This is a genomic window from Burkholderia cepacia ATCC 25416, assembly GCF_001411495.1.
Taxonomy (GTDB): Bacteria; Pseudomonadota; Gammaproteobacteria; order Burkholderiales; family Burkholderiaceae; genus Burkholderia; species Burkholderia cepacia.
Window position 1 is genome coordinate 1,626,908 of record NZ_CP012981.1, and the last position, 16,357, is coordinate 1,643,264.

The window sequence follows — 16,357 nt, forward strand, 5'->3', positions numbered from 1 at the left end:
GCATGCACCGGGTGGGTGGCGCTTTTATAACCTGAGCCGGGAGGGGCGGCAACCTGTCTGACACTGCTTGACGTAATGGAAAACGGGCAGGACGCGGGTGCGTGCTGCCCGTTGGAGACGTATCGGGTTTTATCTAAATGGTATTCAAACCACCTTAGGCGACATGTTTCTGTCGATCAAGCGAGCGCCTACGGATCATCGGGCCGCAAATGCCCCGATCTTGGTCAGCGCATTGTGCGATCGCGAAAATATTGCCGTCCCTGCCAACTGGCATAACGTATCGCGTTGCGGGTCCAGCGTACTGCCTTGACAAGCGGGCGGGCGCGATTGCCACGTATTTTTTCGAGCGGTCGAGCCGCGTTCGGCGCGAGTTGCCGGGCGATTGCCTCGGGCGTTGTGAATAGCGAGAGCTGCCAATCCCAATAGATTGCATAACGCAGCAACACGCCTGCCGTCAGCATGTCGAGCGACAGCCGGCGTTCTCGCCACGGCTGTTCCAGCGCATCGTGCGTCAGTCCCCAGCCGGCATAAAACGGCAGGCCGTAGGTATGGACTTCCTTCCCGCGCATCAACGCGTCGAAGCCGGCGAGCGACGACAGCGTATGCAGCTCGTCCGTCACGTCGATCAGCGAAATGAGATCTGCGTGCGCATCGACGATGTCTGCGAGGTGTGCTGCGTCGACCAGCCCCGCACGATTGCCGGACAGCACGTCCGGATGTGGCTTGTAAATGATGAATGCGTCAGGTCGGCGAGCACGCACTTCCTGCAACAAGGCTTCCGACGTGGCTATCGTGCCCGTTCCTAGTCGGATCGACGCATCATCCGCAACCTGGCCTGCGACGAGCACGATGCGCTTGTCGTGCGGGATACGCCATGTCGGCGCCTGGCGGCCGAGATTGTATTTCGTGAGACCGAGTCGCACGATCTCGTGCCTCAGCGCTGCCGCGCGCTGCAATTCCGGTTCGTCGAAGGCGGCCTGATTGAGAATGACAGTCAGGTCGCTGGGGCGACTCGCGTCGAAATACAGGCCACGGCGGTCGATTACCTGGCTGCACGGCGGCGACATGTCGGAACCGAGCCCCGTCGAATGGATGAAGCCGTCTTCGATCCGCACGCGTACCGCCGCGTCCGGCAGGCCTTCTGCCGAACGTCCACCCCATATTGCAGCGTGTTCGCCGGTGCGCGTGTCGCGCGGATCCGCTATCCAGCGTAACGTCCCGCCTCCCGCCGACAGGTACGGTGTTGCATACGGACGTTTCCACCACTGGAAGCGTATGCCGGCGACCCGGTCGAGGTCGCTGTAGCGGGTGGCGACGGCATGCTGCAGCTCGATGCAGTCGAGTGCGCTCTCGAGCGTGCCCTGAGTGCCGCGTGCCGGGTCGAGGTACTGCGCGAGTTGCAGGAACGCGGCATCGAACAACGCGAACACGGACGGGCGCGCGCGCCGCTCCGCCATCGCGGTGCGATCCCGAGTCAGTCCCCAGCCGGCGTAATAGGGCGTACCGAACACATGAACCGGGACGCCGGCCAGCAGTGCAGCCATCCCTTCGGACGCGCCGACGACATAGACGGCGCCGGCATGTCGAAGGATGTCCCTGAAGGAGTGTGCGACGTCGAGGACTCGGGCATTCCCGGGCAGTCGTGCCTTGTTCGACAACCAATCGCCGGCGCCTGCATCGGCGGAGCGCAGGATCCACACGTCGGCACCGGGGTGCGCGATACGCGCTGCATCTGCCATCGCAGCAAAGTTCCCGCGGCGGTGCCCGGCCGGCGTACAGACGTCGGTATGCGACGCCTCTCTTTCGTCGATCAGCACGATGCGTTTTTCGCGGCCGGATGCGTGCCATGCATCCGGCAATTCGGCCACCCGGTGCCGAACGTGCAACGCATCGCTGTCGAGGACGCGGTGAATCAGAGCGCGACATCGCGCGTCCGCGTCGGTGACGGGCGAAGCCTGGAGCATGCGGTCGAGTGCGGCGACAAGCCCGCCGCGCGCAATCAGATCCGGTGGAATGCGGAACCACGAAAGCGGCGGCGCGTGCCGTACGAAGACGGGGCCGGGGCAGACCGGGTAGACGGTGCGTCCGAGCGATGCGGACGTTCGAGCAAGGGCGACGCCGAGCCACGAATCGACCCACACGAACGGCGATTTTCCGGGCGGCCAGGTGCCCCTGCGCTTGCCGGGCACAATGGCGGTTGTGTCGAATGGCTGGATGTCGGGCGTCATCGAAGATTCAGTCGGTGCCGGATTCATTTACCGGAACGATTCTAGAAAGCCGTCGATTCGTTCAAAGTGCTCGGCCCACGTCGGCGCTCGAAAGCGTTCGATCCGCGCGATCTGGTTCGCTCGTTCGGCGCTGTCTGGCAGCGCGTACGCGCGAATCCGAGCGAGCCATCCTGGCCCGTCGAGCGGGTCGAGATAGTTGGGAATGTCCGACGCGATCTCGTGAAAGACCGGCAGGTCGCTGGCGAGCACCGGCACGCCCAGCATCAACGCTTCGACGAGCGGCATGCCGTAGCCTTCGGCGAACGACGGGAACACGAGCGCACGCGCATGCTGCAACCAGGCGTGCAGCCGATCGTCGCTGCAATCCGATTCCTCGATGACTGCACCGCGAATCGTGGCGCACCGCTCCAGCATGTCGATGACGTTCTCGCATTCCCAGCCGCGCCGGCCGATGACGACGAGCTTGGGAGCGGCGTCGCCCATCTGTTCGACCAGATGCCGCCATACGTGCAGGATGAACCAGTGGTTCTTGCGCGGCTCGATCGTGCTGAGCATCACGAAATAGGGTGCTGTGATCGGTGGCGGGCTCGGCGGATGAGGCTCCACCGCGGGTGCGAGGGGCGCGACGACGACCGGCGGCAGCGGCAGCGACGCTTGGCGCGCCTCGTTCGCCAACTCGTCGTAGGTCGCCTGCGAGTTGCTGATCAAGCCGCTCGCGTGCCGTAGCGCGGTATGGATGCGGGCGCGATGCGATGCGTCCACGCCCGGGCGGCAGTACTCCGGGTGCGTCAACGGAATGAGGTCATGGACCATGAAGACCGAGCGCGCGTTACGTTGCGCCATCGCCCGATAGTACCGGGGGAACTCCATCCCGTTGTGACTGGTATGCAACAAAATTGCACGATCGAATCGCGGTGGATAAAGCTGGTTCAGCAACGCAGAAGCGATAATCTTGCGCAGCGCCCATCGATCGCGACTGGACGACAGCAGCAACGCAAATATTTTTTGCGAGTCTTTTTCCGTTAAAACGATGGAAAAACCGCGTTCACTCAGGACTGCGCGTGCACGGTCGCCGTATCGGCGGATGTAAGCCAGTCCAACTCTGTCTACCCCGGTGGGGATCAGGCCATCATAAAAACGGGTGGCAAGACGAGTGACGTCCAGAAGTATTTTTGTCACGCAGGTGCAATGTGGTTGTGCGCACGGAAATGAAAGATGTTTCTGTTTGCCGAAGCGTGATGGCTCATGCAACAATTCCGCCGGGTAATTCTATGGTATCTCGCATGGCGGGACAATTCGCGCGTGCGCGTCTGTCGTCTGCACGAATGCGGGGCATGCCAAACAATTGAAGCTTGAAGTCAGATTTACCGATTCGTTCGCGCCCCCGCGCGCGGCAGCAATGGACTTTTGAGACCGCCCCTGTTTGTGCCAGACCGGCTCGCTCCTTAGCGGGCTAAGGATTCGGCTGAGCATAAGCCAGGGCAGATGGACGGCGAAAAACCGAGGGAGCTCCAAGGGCGTCTATCGGCATTTCGCGTGCGCCATGCCGGTAAATTCTCCGGTACATCTTACATTGTGCGGTAAAATCCGGCGGCCTTTGAATGACTGGATTGTTAAATGCAGAGTTTAAATCGCAGTGTTTGGGTGGCTGCTGCCATCGGCGGTGCCATTGGGTTGGCTGCTTGCGGGGCCATTCCCACGTCCGGGCCGAGTCGTTCCGAGATTAATGCCAGTGGTGGTGGCACAAATCAGGTCAGTATGCAAGGAATCCAGGTCGTTGATGTGACAGACCAGATTGCGCGGCAACTCTATGCCGGCCGCAAAAGTACGGATTTTGCAGCAGCACTGGGCGACAACTTGGCGTTTCAGCAACAGTTAGGTGTGGGGGACGTGGTCGAAGTATCGATCTGGGAGGCGCCGCCTGCGACTCTGTTTGGCGGCGGTGTGAGCGACTCCCCGGCGCCCAGCGGCGTACCGACCGGCGCGCGGTTGACCAAGCTGCCAACGCAAGTGATCGACGGCAACGGCAACATCCAGGTGCCGTTCGTTGGCGCGATCAAGGCAACCGGACGTACGCCGAGCCAATTGCAAGCCTATATCGCGGCGCGCCTGAAAAATATCGCGCATGACCCGCAGGTTCTGGTGCAACTGGCGCGCAACGAGACCTCGTATGTCACCGTGGTGGGAGACGTAACGAGTAGTACGCGCATGCAACTGAGCGCGCGTGGCGAACGCGTGCTCGACGCAGTCGCCGCGGCCGGTGGAGTGAAGCAGCCGATCAACAAGACCATGATTCAAGTGACGCGTGGCGAAACGGTCGCGCTGGAGCCTCTGGAGACGGTGATTCGCGATCCGCGCCAGAACGTGCCGCTCAAGGCCGGTGACGTCGTCACTGCATTGTTTCAGCCCTACAGCTTTACTGCGTTCGGTGCGACGGGCAAGAACGAGGAAATCAATTTCGAGGCACAGGGCATCACGTTGGCGCAGGCATTGGCGCGGGCTGGGGGCCTGCAGGACTCGCGTTCGGACGCACAGGGCGTATTCATTTTCCGGCTGGAAGATCAGCAGGCGCTCAAGTGGCCCAACCAGCCTGTGCGAACGACGGCCAACGGCAAAGTCCCCGTCATTTACCACGTCAACCTGAAAGACCCGGATTCGTTCTTCGTGGCGCAGAGTTTCATGATGGGCAACAAGGACGTCCTCTACGTCTCCAATGCGCCGGTGGCGGAACTGCAGAAAGTGCTGAACCTAGTGTTCTCCGTGGCTTACCCGATCGTGTCTGGTGTGCAGACGTTAAGATAATTATGAAATTTCTGAAGCGCATTAATCGTTTGTTTTTGATAACGGTCGTCATACCTACCGGTATTGCGATTATTTATTTTGGTTTGATTGCTAGCGATGAATACACTTCCGTCAGCAGTTTCCTTATTCGCAGCCCGCAGCAAACCAGCGCCACCGGGCTGGGTGGGTTGCTGAAAGGCGTCGGCGGATTTTCGCAGCCCGAAGGAAGCGCGTACACGGTTCAGAAATACATTCTCTCGCGCGATGCGATGATGGTTCTGGATCGTGAGCAGCACATAAAATCGGAATTTCAAAAAAGCTCAATCGATTTTGTGAATCGATTTTCCATTCTTGGCTTTAATGAAAGTCTGGAAGAGTTTTATCTTTACTATGGCAAGAAAATCGTCGATGCGAAAGTCGATACCGATTCTCCGATCGTGACGTTGAGCACGAATGCGTATGACGCACGTCTCGCCTGGAGCATGAACAAGCGCCTGCTGGAGTTGGGCGAGCGAATCGTCAACCAGATGAATGCGCGAGCCAGGGCTGACTTGATCAATACCGCCCAACATGACGTCGACGTTGCCAAGGAAAATGATCGTGTCGCCACATTGGCATTGGCGCGTTATCGGAACAATGCGGGTGTAATCGATCCTGAGCGCCAGTCCACCATTCCGTTGCAGCAGGTCGGGAAATTGCAGGACGACCTGATTGCCACTCGCGTGCAGATTGCCCAGATGGAGCGACTGTCGCCGGCCAACCCGGGGCTGCCCACTTTGCGGGATCGTGCCAAGTTGCTGCAACAGGCAATCGATCAGGTGAGCCAGCACGTTGCCGGTACCCAAGGCGCCTCGTTAGCCAGCAAGGCTGCGGAGTTCCAGCGTCTGACGTTGGAAAAGGACGTGGCCGACAAGATTCTTGCGGGTGCCATCACGTTGCTGGATCAGGCGCGTGTCGAAGCCGAGCGAAAGCAGCTCTACCTCGAGCGTATCTCGGAACCCAGTTTGCCGGATTACGCGATGAATCCGCGCCGCGCCCGAGCGATTCTCGCGACGTTCCTTCTCGGTCTTGTTCTGTGGGGCGTGCTGACCATCGTTATCGGTGGAGTGAAGGAACACTATGAGCGTTGATCACCGTCCCCCGACATTCTCGGATCAACTGCGTATCCAGGTCCGAGTAATCTGGGCGTTGGTGATGCGCGAAATGATCACGCGCTTCGGCCGAGAGGGGCTCGGCGTGCTGTGGATAATGGCCGAGCCGGCCATGTTCGTTATCGGGGTGATGGTTATTTTCAGTCATACCGAAACAACGACTCGGTATTCGGTGGCAGAGTATCTGGCTGTCAGTTATCCAACCTTGCTCCTTTGGCGAAATACTACCGGCCGAGTGATGAAGGCCATCGAATTCAATCGTGCATTGCTGCATCACAAGCCGATTCGTCCGATCGATATATTATATTCACGGATCATCCTCGAATTTGCGGGGGCGGCTGCTTCGTTCCTGGTGCTGTACGTTGTGTTGGTCGTGATTGGTATTTGCCAATTCCCGGCTGACGTGCTGAGCATGATTCTCGGGTATCTTCTTGTCGTCTGGTTTTCGTTCAATTTCGTCATGACTATGGCGGCATTGTCGGAATTGAGTGAGGCGATAGAGCGGGTTTCGCACATCATCCTGTATCTGATGATTCCGTTTTCGGGGGTCTTTATTCCTACATATGTTCTTCCGCCGAAAATAGGTGAACTGATGACGTATTTTCCCCTGATTGATGCAGTGGAATATTTCCACTACGGATATTACGGGGATCGTATGCCGACGATGTTTTACCTTGACTATACCGTAGCCGTGTTGACGTTTTTTACACTCTTTGCGCTTTCGATTGCCCACGTCGCCATCCGGCGCGTGCAGTTGAACTGAGGGGAAGCATGATTGAATTGCGCAATGTCACCAAACGCTACTCGATCCATCACGGGCGTTCGCATCGGGAAGTGCTCAGAGGCGTCAACCTGCGTGTGCAGGCGGGTGAGCGGTGGGGTATTCTCGGACGTAACGGTGCCGGGAAGTCGACGTTGATTCGTATCATCAGCGGCTCTGACAAACCGCATTCCGGTGAGGTCGTCAAGTCGATGTCCGTATCGTGGCCGCTGGCATTTGGCGGCACGTTCCAGGGCAGCCTGACGGGCAAGGATAATGTACGTCTGATCTCTCGCGTATACAACGTCGACTATCGAAAAGCGCTCGACCTGGTTGAGGATTTCGCCGAGCTCGGTGCGTATCTTGACGAACCGGTCAAGTCATATTCTTCCGGCATGGCTTCGAGGCTGGCTTTTGCTATCTCGATGTCGATCGAATTCGATTGTTTCCTGATCGACGAAGGGATGTCCGTCGGCGATCATCGTTTTCATCAGAAGTGCAATGTCGAATTGTTCGAGAAGCGCGGTGACCGGGCGATGATTATCGTTGCACACCAGACAGATCTCATCCGGAATCATTGCAGCCATGCTGCGGTGCTTGATGATGGTGTACTGAAGGCTTGCGGGACGGTTGACGAGGCGATTGAGATCTACGAATCGCTTTAACGTTGTGGAAGAGTGATTTTCTGCAGGTGACCGCCCGAAATGTGTTCGCTGATTCTTGCGAGGGAGGAGCGCGTCACTTCATGTTCAGCAGTTGGTTGGATACTTGACGGATGGGGCCCGGGCATTTGTAGTGGAATCGATTTGATATTGTAAGGCTGCATCCGATTTGTAATCGATTGTTCGGTGTGGAAGACGTTTTCGCACGAAAATTGGAACGGTTGCTACAACGCAGAGCTGGCTTCCTTGTAGATGAAAGGGAAGCTCTTTGTCGCTATTCCAGGTTTTATAATTAAATTGCGGGAGTGAAATTCGTGAAGCGAGTGGATTTTGAATTTTATCGTGATTGGTATCCGGAAATCAAAGATCTGAGCGATGATGAGATCATTAATCACTGGCGCGCCAGCAATAACCTCACGAGACACGTCCGCAATATTTTCGGGGTTCGGCATCGCAGCAACGGGAAAAAAACCCATTCATCGTTCTCGGATCTGACCGAGTCGCTCAATCTGAAGGTGTCGAATATTCCGAATGATTTTGATTGGAAAAAATACATCCTGCTGAACGGTGATCTGCCTCAGTCGTGGAGTCGTTGGCATGCGATGCTGCATTATCTGCAATATGGCATCGCGGAACAGAGAAGCTACAGGGAGCAAGGGTTCTCCGAGGTCGGTGCCTTTGTCGAGTTCAATGTAGACTGGTATGCCAAGATCTATCATCTCGAAGATGGCCAGCAGCCGGTCCAGCATTATCAGGAAATTGGCAGGGCCAACTTGCTTGCCCCGAATGCTGAGTTTTCACCAATTAGTTACTGGAAATTCAACCCGGATGTCGCTCGCACGTTGACTGACCCGCTGCTGCATTATGTGTCGTACGGTCATGCGGAGCAGCGGGAGTTTTCCCGGGCGGATATCTCGTTCGAGAAGTCGCGTAAAATTTACTCTACGGAAGAAATTGGTTCGGCTCGACAATTCTTCCAATTCAATTCCGATTTTTATCTGGAAAATAGGCCGGATCTGAAGAACGCCAGCGTGGATCCCTTTGAACACTATGTGGTGTTCGGGGAATCCGAGCGTGCCCAGCCATCCAGATTTTTTGATCCGTCCTATTACAAGGAAAAATATTCGTCGAGCCTGGAGCGTTGGCCGCATTCCGCGCTTGAGCATTTCCTTTCAATCGGCATGTTGACGGGGCATTTCCCGTCGCAAGAGGTTGCCGCAGGGGCGAGACGGCTGAACTATCACTCGGCGATCGAGTGGGTTCGTCATTGGCTGGGGTTGAGTGAGCCAACCCAGGGCAAAAAAGAGTTGCACCTGCTCGAAGGTGAAGCCAGCTACGCGGAAGCCAAGTATGAAAAATCCGCAAAATCTGCCGGGACGAAAACGCTGAACTGGGTCATTCCGCTGTTCTCGAAGGGGGGAGGCGGACACACGACCATTTTCAGATGCGCCAGAACGTTGGCGCGGTTGGGTTGGAAGTCGGTGTTCTGGGTCGATGACGCGACCAACAGTGCTCAAATCGATGCGCTGTATTCGGAATATATCGGCCATTTTCCGAGCACGAATGTTTCTTTCCGTCTGATGGAGAGCGGGTTCAAGTCGATCGAGAACGAGTTCTTGATTGCGACGGCCTGGACAACCGTATATACCGTTGCCGAGAACGTACAGTCGAATGTCAGGCTGTATTTTCTGCAGGATAGGGAAAGCCTTTTCTTGCCGGCTGGAACGGATGCACTTCGCGCCGAGTACACGTTCAAGATGGGGTTGGACTTTGTGTGTGCAGGGAATTGGCTCGAATCGCTGATTTCCGATCAGGACGGTGACCACACGCATTTTGAATTGTGCGCGGAATCGGTTTTCCAGAAAAAGGATCCGAAACTGGAAGAACGCGATATCCTCGCCGTCATCTACGTCCGCGGGCATACGAATCGACGCTGTTCGGACTTGATGATCGATGTAGCAAATCGACTCTCCAGGTTGGGAATGGGCGAGGTTGTAATTTTTGGCGACGACGAGCCCGGGCCTCGCGTGTCGCCGACCGTCACGAACGCAGGGATACTGAGCGTTCAACAGATGGCGGAGTTGTTTCAGCGAGCGAAATTTGGTCTTGCAGCTTCGGCGACCAACTATTCGATCTTGCCGGTGGAACTGGCGGCGGCTGGAACGATCGTCATTCAGCCGAGATCCGAATCGACGCAGAAAACTACCGATATTCACGGGGCGATATCTGTCGCGCCTACGAGTGAAGCAGTCGTTGGAAAAATCCTCTCGTTGGCAAAGAATCTTGATCAACCGAAATTCGATGAACTCCGCAGTGAGTACATGAACTTCGCGCGTTCGATTTCATGGGAAAGCGAGTTCGAGAAATTGTCAGGCTGGCTTGATGAAAAATTGAGCCCGGATCATCGCGGTGCTCCCGCTGTTGTCGTGAAAAAGAACGTCGGCGTCGTCATACCTACGTACTACCCTGATATGGATTTCGAAGGGGTAGTCGAGGCAATACACGGGCAGTTGACGTCCTACAACACCGAAATCCAGATTGTCGATACGCGGAAAGGTGGAGAAGTATCTCCGGTTATCGAAAAAATCGAACGTCTTGGTTTGGCGAAGGTTCATGCGATCGACGTGTCGCAGTTCCAGCATGGCGACACCCGCAATCTTGGGGCTGAGTTGCATCAAGCGGATTATTACGCTTATCTGACGCAAGATGCGCTTCCGGCAACTGAGTATTGGCTGGAATCTCTGGTGTCTCCGCTTGCCATGCTGCCGGACTGCGGGTACTCGTTTGGGGCACATCGGGCTTATCAGCAGCATCATCCGATTTACGATTACGACCTTTCGCAGCATTTCGGCAACATTGGAACGCAGTTTGGCATTCTGACGGACAGAAGGCGCTGGGGGGATCGATATCAAAGCGATCAATTCTTCAGGGCCGGACTGTGCTTCAACAGTGACAACAACGCTGCCTATCGGGGTGACTTGCTCAGGCACTACCGTTTCCCGAGCGTCGAGTTTGCGGAAGATCAAGGGATCGCGAAGCGATTGCTTGATGCCGGATATTCCCGGGCGTATTGCCCGGGTGCTGTCGTGTTTCATTCCCACGACTACACGAACAACCCCGCGGAGTCGTTCAAGAGAGGAACGGAGGAAGCGGAAGCTTTGTTCCAGAATTTCGGGATCGTGAGATTTTCGTCCGTAAGGGACTATCTGTATTCGATTCGACACGTCGAGCGGGCTGTCATGATGGATGCCGCTCGACTTGGGTTGGCGCAATCTGATTGCGCCGGCATTATCGAGGCCAAGAAGAAATACATCGACGGGCTGTGGTTCGTTTCGAGAAATCTTCTCGAAAAAAACGACACCGTGAAGATGTGACTTGAATGATTTCGTGCTCGGGGTACGCTTCCGTGCACGATATTGGTGTCGATCCGATATATCGTTAGTTCACTCCGGGAAGCGCTGAACGGTGAGTCAACGGGCAGGGTGCAAATGCGATGGCGTCGTGTCTTGTGGATGAAACTGCGAAGCGACGATCGTCGAGACCACTCGGGCTCGAAGGCGAACCTCGCTTCCCGGACCTTTCACTCGCATGACGGATTGTTTCCATGAACCGACCGCAGCAGATTTATCGCGAATGCCGGGTTTGCTCGGGGAACAGGTTGGGCAAGTGCGCAGCGCGCCTGGTCAACTTTTCGCGTTACGTCATGCGACAGCGAGAAGGGTTCTTGACGATATGAAACGTGGCGCGATCCGCGAGCGGATCCTCGCCTCGGTTCGTTGGTCGGCGAGCGCCGGATTAGGCTGCGAGTTTCTGTGTACTGCCCTTGAGCGCACGGTGCCTGGTGGCCGTGCGCCACGTTTCCGACGCATTTCTCGTCCAGGCGTTTTCGCGTGTCCCGCGCGTGGCATGCTGCCGAACTCTTCCGGTTCAATGGTCGACGTTTTGTCACGTGCGCTCAGGCTGCCCTATGGGCTTCCACAAAGTTCATCTACCATTTCATCGTGCCAAGTTGGTCCGGCGGAATGTCTTCTGCAGTGCCCGCGGCTGTGCCAGAGGCAGCCGCTCCACAATGAACGAATCGGTGTCTGCCACGTGCCCCGACCTAGATATTTTTCCGAGCAAGCCTGTACGGCTCCGTGGTCGTTTCATTGCACCTCAAGCGATGGGGGGGGCGCGGGAACGGAGTCGAGGCTGTGGTTGCGGAACCGGCGCGGGAACAATGGGTGGCAACGCGCCGGAGGGGCGTTCCGCGGTGGCGCCGACTCATATTTCGACACGCTCGATGGCGCGACAGCTACCGCTGTCCAGAGGGCAGCATCGTCGCTCGAAAGCCCCGGCGGGTCTTCTGATCAGTCGCACATGTCGCCGATGGCCGAGACGAGCCGTGAGATCAAGCGAAGCAATCAACATGAACGCCTGATTGGCGAGATGTTTGACTAAGATGAATTTCGATGAATGGCAATTTTGTTGATTCAATCTAATGGGAATGTTCGGTGACTAAGATGAGTGGCGCGGGCGATGAAGGACATCTCGTCTCAATAGATCATCTAATGGAGGCGCGCGACGAGCTATTTGTTGGCCTTGCATTCCAGTTGCTCTTCAAACGAGCAGTGGATGCGGTCGGGCTAGCATATTATGCCGGTCGTCTGCGCAAAGGCCACTCTCGTATGTCGATCCTGGATCAGTTGATTCGATCAGCAGAAGTACGGCCCGATTGGGAGAGTGTGCCTGGCCTTTCGATTGCGGTTGCCCGTTTTCGCAAATCGCGTCGCCTTGGCGGGTGGCGGCTCGCGCTGTTCGATTCCGAGCTTGGTGTGACGCCAGCTCATCGAAAGGCACGAGTGCGTGCCAATCATGCTGGCAGGCAGCAAGGGGCACAGTCCATTCCTGTGGATTCCAAGTCGCGTGGTTTTGAAGAAAAGGAAGAATTGGCAGGCTGGCTGGGAATCGATGAAAAAGAAATCCGGAGCGAACGAAACAAGGTCGAAGGAATATTTGACCCCGACTGGTATTGCATGACGTACCCCGATGTGCGGGAGGGTGGAGTCGATCCGTTATTGCACTATGTAGTCAATGGGAGTCGAGAGAATAGAAATCCCGGTCCGAAATTCGATACGAATTTCTATCTTCTCACCTACCCAGACGTATCCGGTACCGGATTGAATCCTCTTGTTCACTACATAAAACTGGGACGACAGGAGGGACGAGCAACCAACGCACGCCAGCTTTACGGTGGGTTGGTGGCGGAAGCGCGAAGCGTGATCGTGAAGGAAATGTGCCTCGCGCCTCGGGGCGAGGCCGCGCTTCTTGTTACCCACGCTCCGGCAGGGCGATTGAAGCCGCATGTGCTCCCGTATATTCAGCAGTTGCAAGGCGCGGGTTTGAAGGTCCAGCTTGTTGTCGTCGTCTATCGACCACTGGAGTTGCGCGATGACGAAATTGCGGCCGCAGATGGCATCATCGTTCGTGACAACGTCGGCTACGACTTCGGCGCGTGGGCCCATGCCTTTCAACTTTGTCCCAGCCTGTTTGGCGCCAGTTTGTTGGTCATGACCAACGACAGCATTGTTCCTACCGCGGATAGGGCGACCTTCCTCGAGATGATGGACCGCGTCCGCTCTTGCCCCTCCGATATCGTTGGCCTTACTGCGAGTCATGAACATGGCTGGCACGTACAGAGCCATTTCATGGGTGTCAAACCCAGGGCGCTCAGCTCGTGGGTTTTTCAGCACTTTGTACGCGACATCCGGCGGATCGATAACGAGGACGATGCGATTCGCGCCTATGAAATGCCATTCGCGATGCAGATGCGAAAGGCCGGGTTGGCGGTGAGTGCGCTGTTCACTGGATCCTCTCCTGTCAATCCGACGTTTTTCAGTTGGCGTGAACTAATCGACCAGGGCTTTCCGTTCATCAAGATCGAGATATTGCTCAAGCGGTTTGCCGAGGCAACCGATCAGCCCGCAATGCTTCAGGAGATACATGAAAACTGGCCGCAGGTACTTGCGGGAGCCGGTTTTGATGTCAATCTCGTTCGTGCATCAATCCGTGCCGGGGACATGGCGCGTCAGCCTGCCGGCGCCGACGATGCGCTGCTCGTCAACGCCAGGGATTACGAGGCGATTCGCAACGACCATCCGTTGCGCGTCGCATATTTCGGCCCCTGGAACTACGAGAACGGCCTCGGGGCCGCGAGCCGAGAAATGCTCTGTACGTTGAGGCACACGAATGTTCAGCTCAACGCCTATCCGGTGACCAAGCCGTTTCATGTTCACCGGCTCATTTGCCCGGCTGTCGAGACACTGGATTTCGTGGGGAATCCTGATATTGCCGTCGTTCATCTGAACCCGGATTCCTGGGAGGTGTTGACGGACGAGCAGCGCGAGATCATTCAGTCCGCCAAGCAGAGGATCGGGTACTGGGTCTGGGAAACGGATCGGATTCCGCCGGCCTGGCAAAAGGAGTTGCACTCGGTCGATCGCATTTGGGCGCCGAGCCAATATTGCGCCGATATCTTTTCTGCCGAAGTCAAGGTGCCTGTCGACGTCATCCATCATCCGGTTCGCGTGCCGACACGTATTGCTTCGGGGCGTGATTCGATTCTTCGGCGATTTGGAATCGACCCGGAGAATCGTGTAATTCTTTATATTTTCGATGCAGCCAGCTATCTGATTCGAAAGAATCCCGAGGGATTAATACGCGCCTTTAGCGAATCCGGGCTGGCAAAGCAAGGTTGGAATCTCGTTCTCAAGACAAAGCATCTCTACGACCGCCCGGACGCAGGCAAGGCGCTTTATGCATTGGCCACGAGCACGCCGGGAGTGAAGCTGCTGGAAGTTTCGCTTCACGCGGATGAAGTCACCAGCCTGATGGCTGCCGCCGACATCTATGCATCGCCCCATTGTTCGGAAGGATTCGGTCTGACGGTTGCGGAAGCCATGGCGCTCGGCAAGTCCGTGGTCGCGACGGATTTTGGCGGTACCCGGGACTTTGTCAATTCGGGCTGTGGCTATCCTGTACAGGCTGCGCCCTGGGTATTGGAAGAAGACCACGGCCATTATCTGGCTGGTCACGGTTGGGGCAAGGTCGATGAAAGCGCGTTCGCCGCAGCGCTTGTCAAGGCCGCGACGGCGATCGCGAAGGGTGATCGCGCGATGAACGAGGCTGCTCGAAAGAATATCGCACGGCTTCTGTCGTATGACACCGTGGCACGTGCAGTCGAGGCGAGCTTTGCTGCGTCGATCGCCGCTTCCGCGACCAAGGCTGCCGGCTCGTCCGGTCACTTGGTTGTCGACATTCCGCCGGCGCCGCCGGTCATTTCCGTCAACGTTGCGTCGGCTCGACGCTTTGCGGACTTTGCGCCCGGCGATGGTCTGGTTCCTGTCCCATTGGCTGACGACCTCTCATGGACCGGGGCGCCGCTCGCCGATGGTGATCCCGATGACTGGTTGATTTTTGCCCCGGGTGATGCTCGCATTTCACCTGATGCCAAACGGGCATTTCTGAGTGCAGCCACCAACCGCCCCGATGTCGTCCTGTTCTATGCCGACGATGTCGCCGCGGATGAGGATCCGCTGGATCGTGTTCGGTTGAAGCCGGATTTCAATCCGACGCTGCTTGTCGCGCAGGATTACATCGGAGCACCAGTCTCGATCCGACGCAAAACGCTAACGGCAATCGGAGGATTGAATGTGCGGCGCGGAACGGCGCTGCTTTATGACGTCGTGCTCCGTGTCGCTGAAGCAGGTGGTGCAATCAGTCGCATTCCCAAGGTCCTGCTCGGCTTCGAGGGCCGGCGTCCTGTCGCGGACAACGGTGCGCGGCTTGCCGCGCTGTTGTCGCTAGAGGGGTATGCCGATATCGCACTTTCCAACGAACCTGCGAGCAACTTGCTGTCGCAGCGCCGCCGCTTCGCGGATATTGGCTATCCCCCGGTGACCATCGTCATTCCTACTTGCAGGACCGCTCGGGTCGGAGCGGATGGGAGCTACATCGAGCAGCTGCTGGAAGGGATTTCCAAGGTTCGGTGGGCCATGGACCGTCTGACGGTTATCGTTGGAGATGACATCGCGGGGCATCCCGACTGGATAAGTCGAGCATGGCCGTTCCGGTTGAAACGAATCGAGACGGTCCGGGATGCGGGCGAGTCTTTCAACTACGCAGCCAAGATGAATCAGCTGTGGCGAGCGGCAGCGGACGAACAGGTCATCTTCATGAATGACGATGTTGTTCCGGTCGGCACGGATTGGCTTGCTGCGCTTCTTACCTTCGCAGTTGACGAACGTGTCGGCGGTGTCGGCGCGCGTCTCTACTTCGAGAATGGCCATATCCAGCACGCCGGCATGTTCCCGACACATCGCACCATCGCCCACGCATGGCTCGGATGGCCGGCAGACGCCAAAACCTATCAGAATTGGGCTCTGGCTCAGCGAGAATGGTCAGTCGTTACCGGCGCCGTGTTCGCGACGCGGCGATCCATTCTCAGCCAGTTGAACGGTTTCGACGAACGATTCGCTCTCGAATTCAACGACGTCGACCTTTGTTTGCGGATTCGAAATCTTGGCTACCGCATCGTTTACAATCCGGACGCACAATTCACTCATGCCGAGAAAGCGTCGCGTGGTGAAACCATTCCGAATGGTGCGGAGGTGGCGTTGTTCCTTTCGAGGTGGGCTCGATGGCTCGATAGCGATCCTGCATCTCATCCGGGGCTAGCGCAGAACAGAATGGATCTGGTTGCCGAGCCGGTGTCCAGGTCGTGGTACTTTTGACGTC

Annotated in this window: 8 protein-coding genes; 6 read left to right on the forward strand and 2 right to left on the reverse strand. The window is 57.0% G+C overall.

From position 1 onward, the window contains the following. Nucleotides 1–224: 224 nt before the first annotated feature. Entirely contained in the window at nt 225–2,228 is a 2,004-nt protein-coding gene (locus APZ15_RS07430) for a capsular polysaccharide biosynthesis protein (protein WP_034195924.1), read from the reverse strand. A 27-nt stretch (nt 2,229–2,255) separates the two neighbouring features. Then, on the reverse strand, nt 2,256–3,407 hold the full coding sequence (locus tag APZ15_RS07435; RefSeq protein ID WP_027788300.1) for a glycosyltransferase family 4 protein: 1,152 nt from the start codon (nt 3,405–3,407) through the stop codon (nt 2,256–2,258). 438 nt (nt 3,408–3,845) lie between these two features. Between APZ15_RS07435 and APZ15_RS07440 the strand changes: the two genes are divergently transcribed. The 6 genes from APZ15_RS07440 to APZ15_RS38920 all read left to right on the forward strand — a co-directional run bounded on the left by APZ15_RS07440 (nt 3,846) and on the right by APZ15_RS38920 (nt 16,353). After that, a complete protein-coding gene (locus APZ15_RS07440) occupies nt 3,846–5,030 on the forward strand; it encodes a polysaccharide biosynthesis/export family protein (RefSeq protein ID WP_027788299.1) in 1,185 nt (394 codons plus the stop codon). A gap of 2 nt (nt 5,031–5,032) precedes the next feature. Continuing rightward, nucleotides 5,033–6,139, forward strand: coding sequence for a KpsE/RkpR family capsule polysaccharide export protein (locus APZ15_RS07445; RefSeq protein WP_027788298.1), 1,107 nt, complete (start codon nt 5,033–5,035; stop codon nt 6,137–6,139). Next, complete coding sequence (locus APZ15_RS07450; RefSeq protein WP_027788297.1) at nt 6,129–6,923, forward strand: ABC transporter permease; 795 nt, start codon at nt 6,129–6,131, stop codon at nt 6,921–6,923. The genes APZ15_RS07445 and APZ15_RS07450 overlap by 11 nt, the downstream gene beginning before the upstream one ends. A gap of 8 nt (nt 6,924–6,931) precedes the next feature. After that, nucleotides 6,932–7,585 (forward strand): ABC transporter ATP-binding protein, encoded by a 654-nt coding sequence (locus APZ15_RS07455; protein WP_027788296.1) that lies wholly within the window; start codon nt 6,932–6,934, stop codon nt 7,583–7,585. A gap of 311 nt (nt 7,586–7,896) precedes the next feature. Continuing rightward, nucleotides 7,897–10,956, forward strand: coding sequence for a glycosyltransferase family 2 protein (locus APZ15_RS07460; RefSeq protein WP_138143306.1), 3,060 nt, complete (start codon nt 7,897–7,899; stop codon nt 10,954–10,956). Between the two features lie 1,128 nt (nt 10,957–12,084). Continuing rightward, nucleotides 12,085–16,353 carry a rhamnan synthesis F family protein gene (locus tag APZ15_RS38920; protein ID WP_080981968.1) on the forward strand — a complete coding sequence of 1,423 codons (4,269 nt, stop codon included), beginning with the start codon at nt 12,085–12,087 and terminating at the stop codon, nt 16,351–16,353. Nucleotides 16,354–16,357 lie beyond the last annotated feature (4 nt).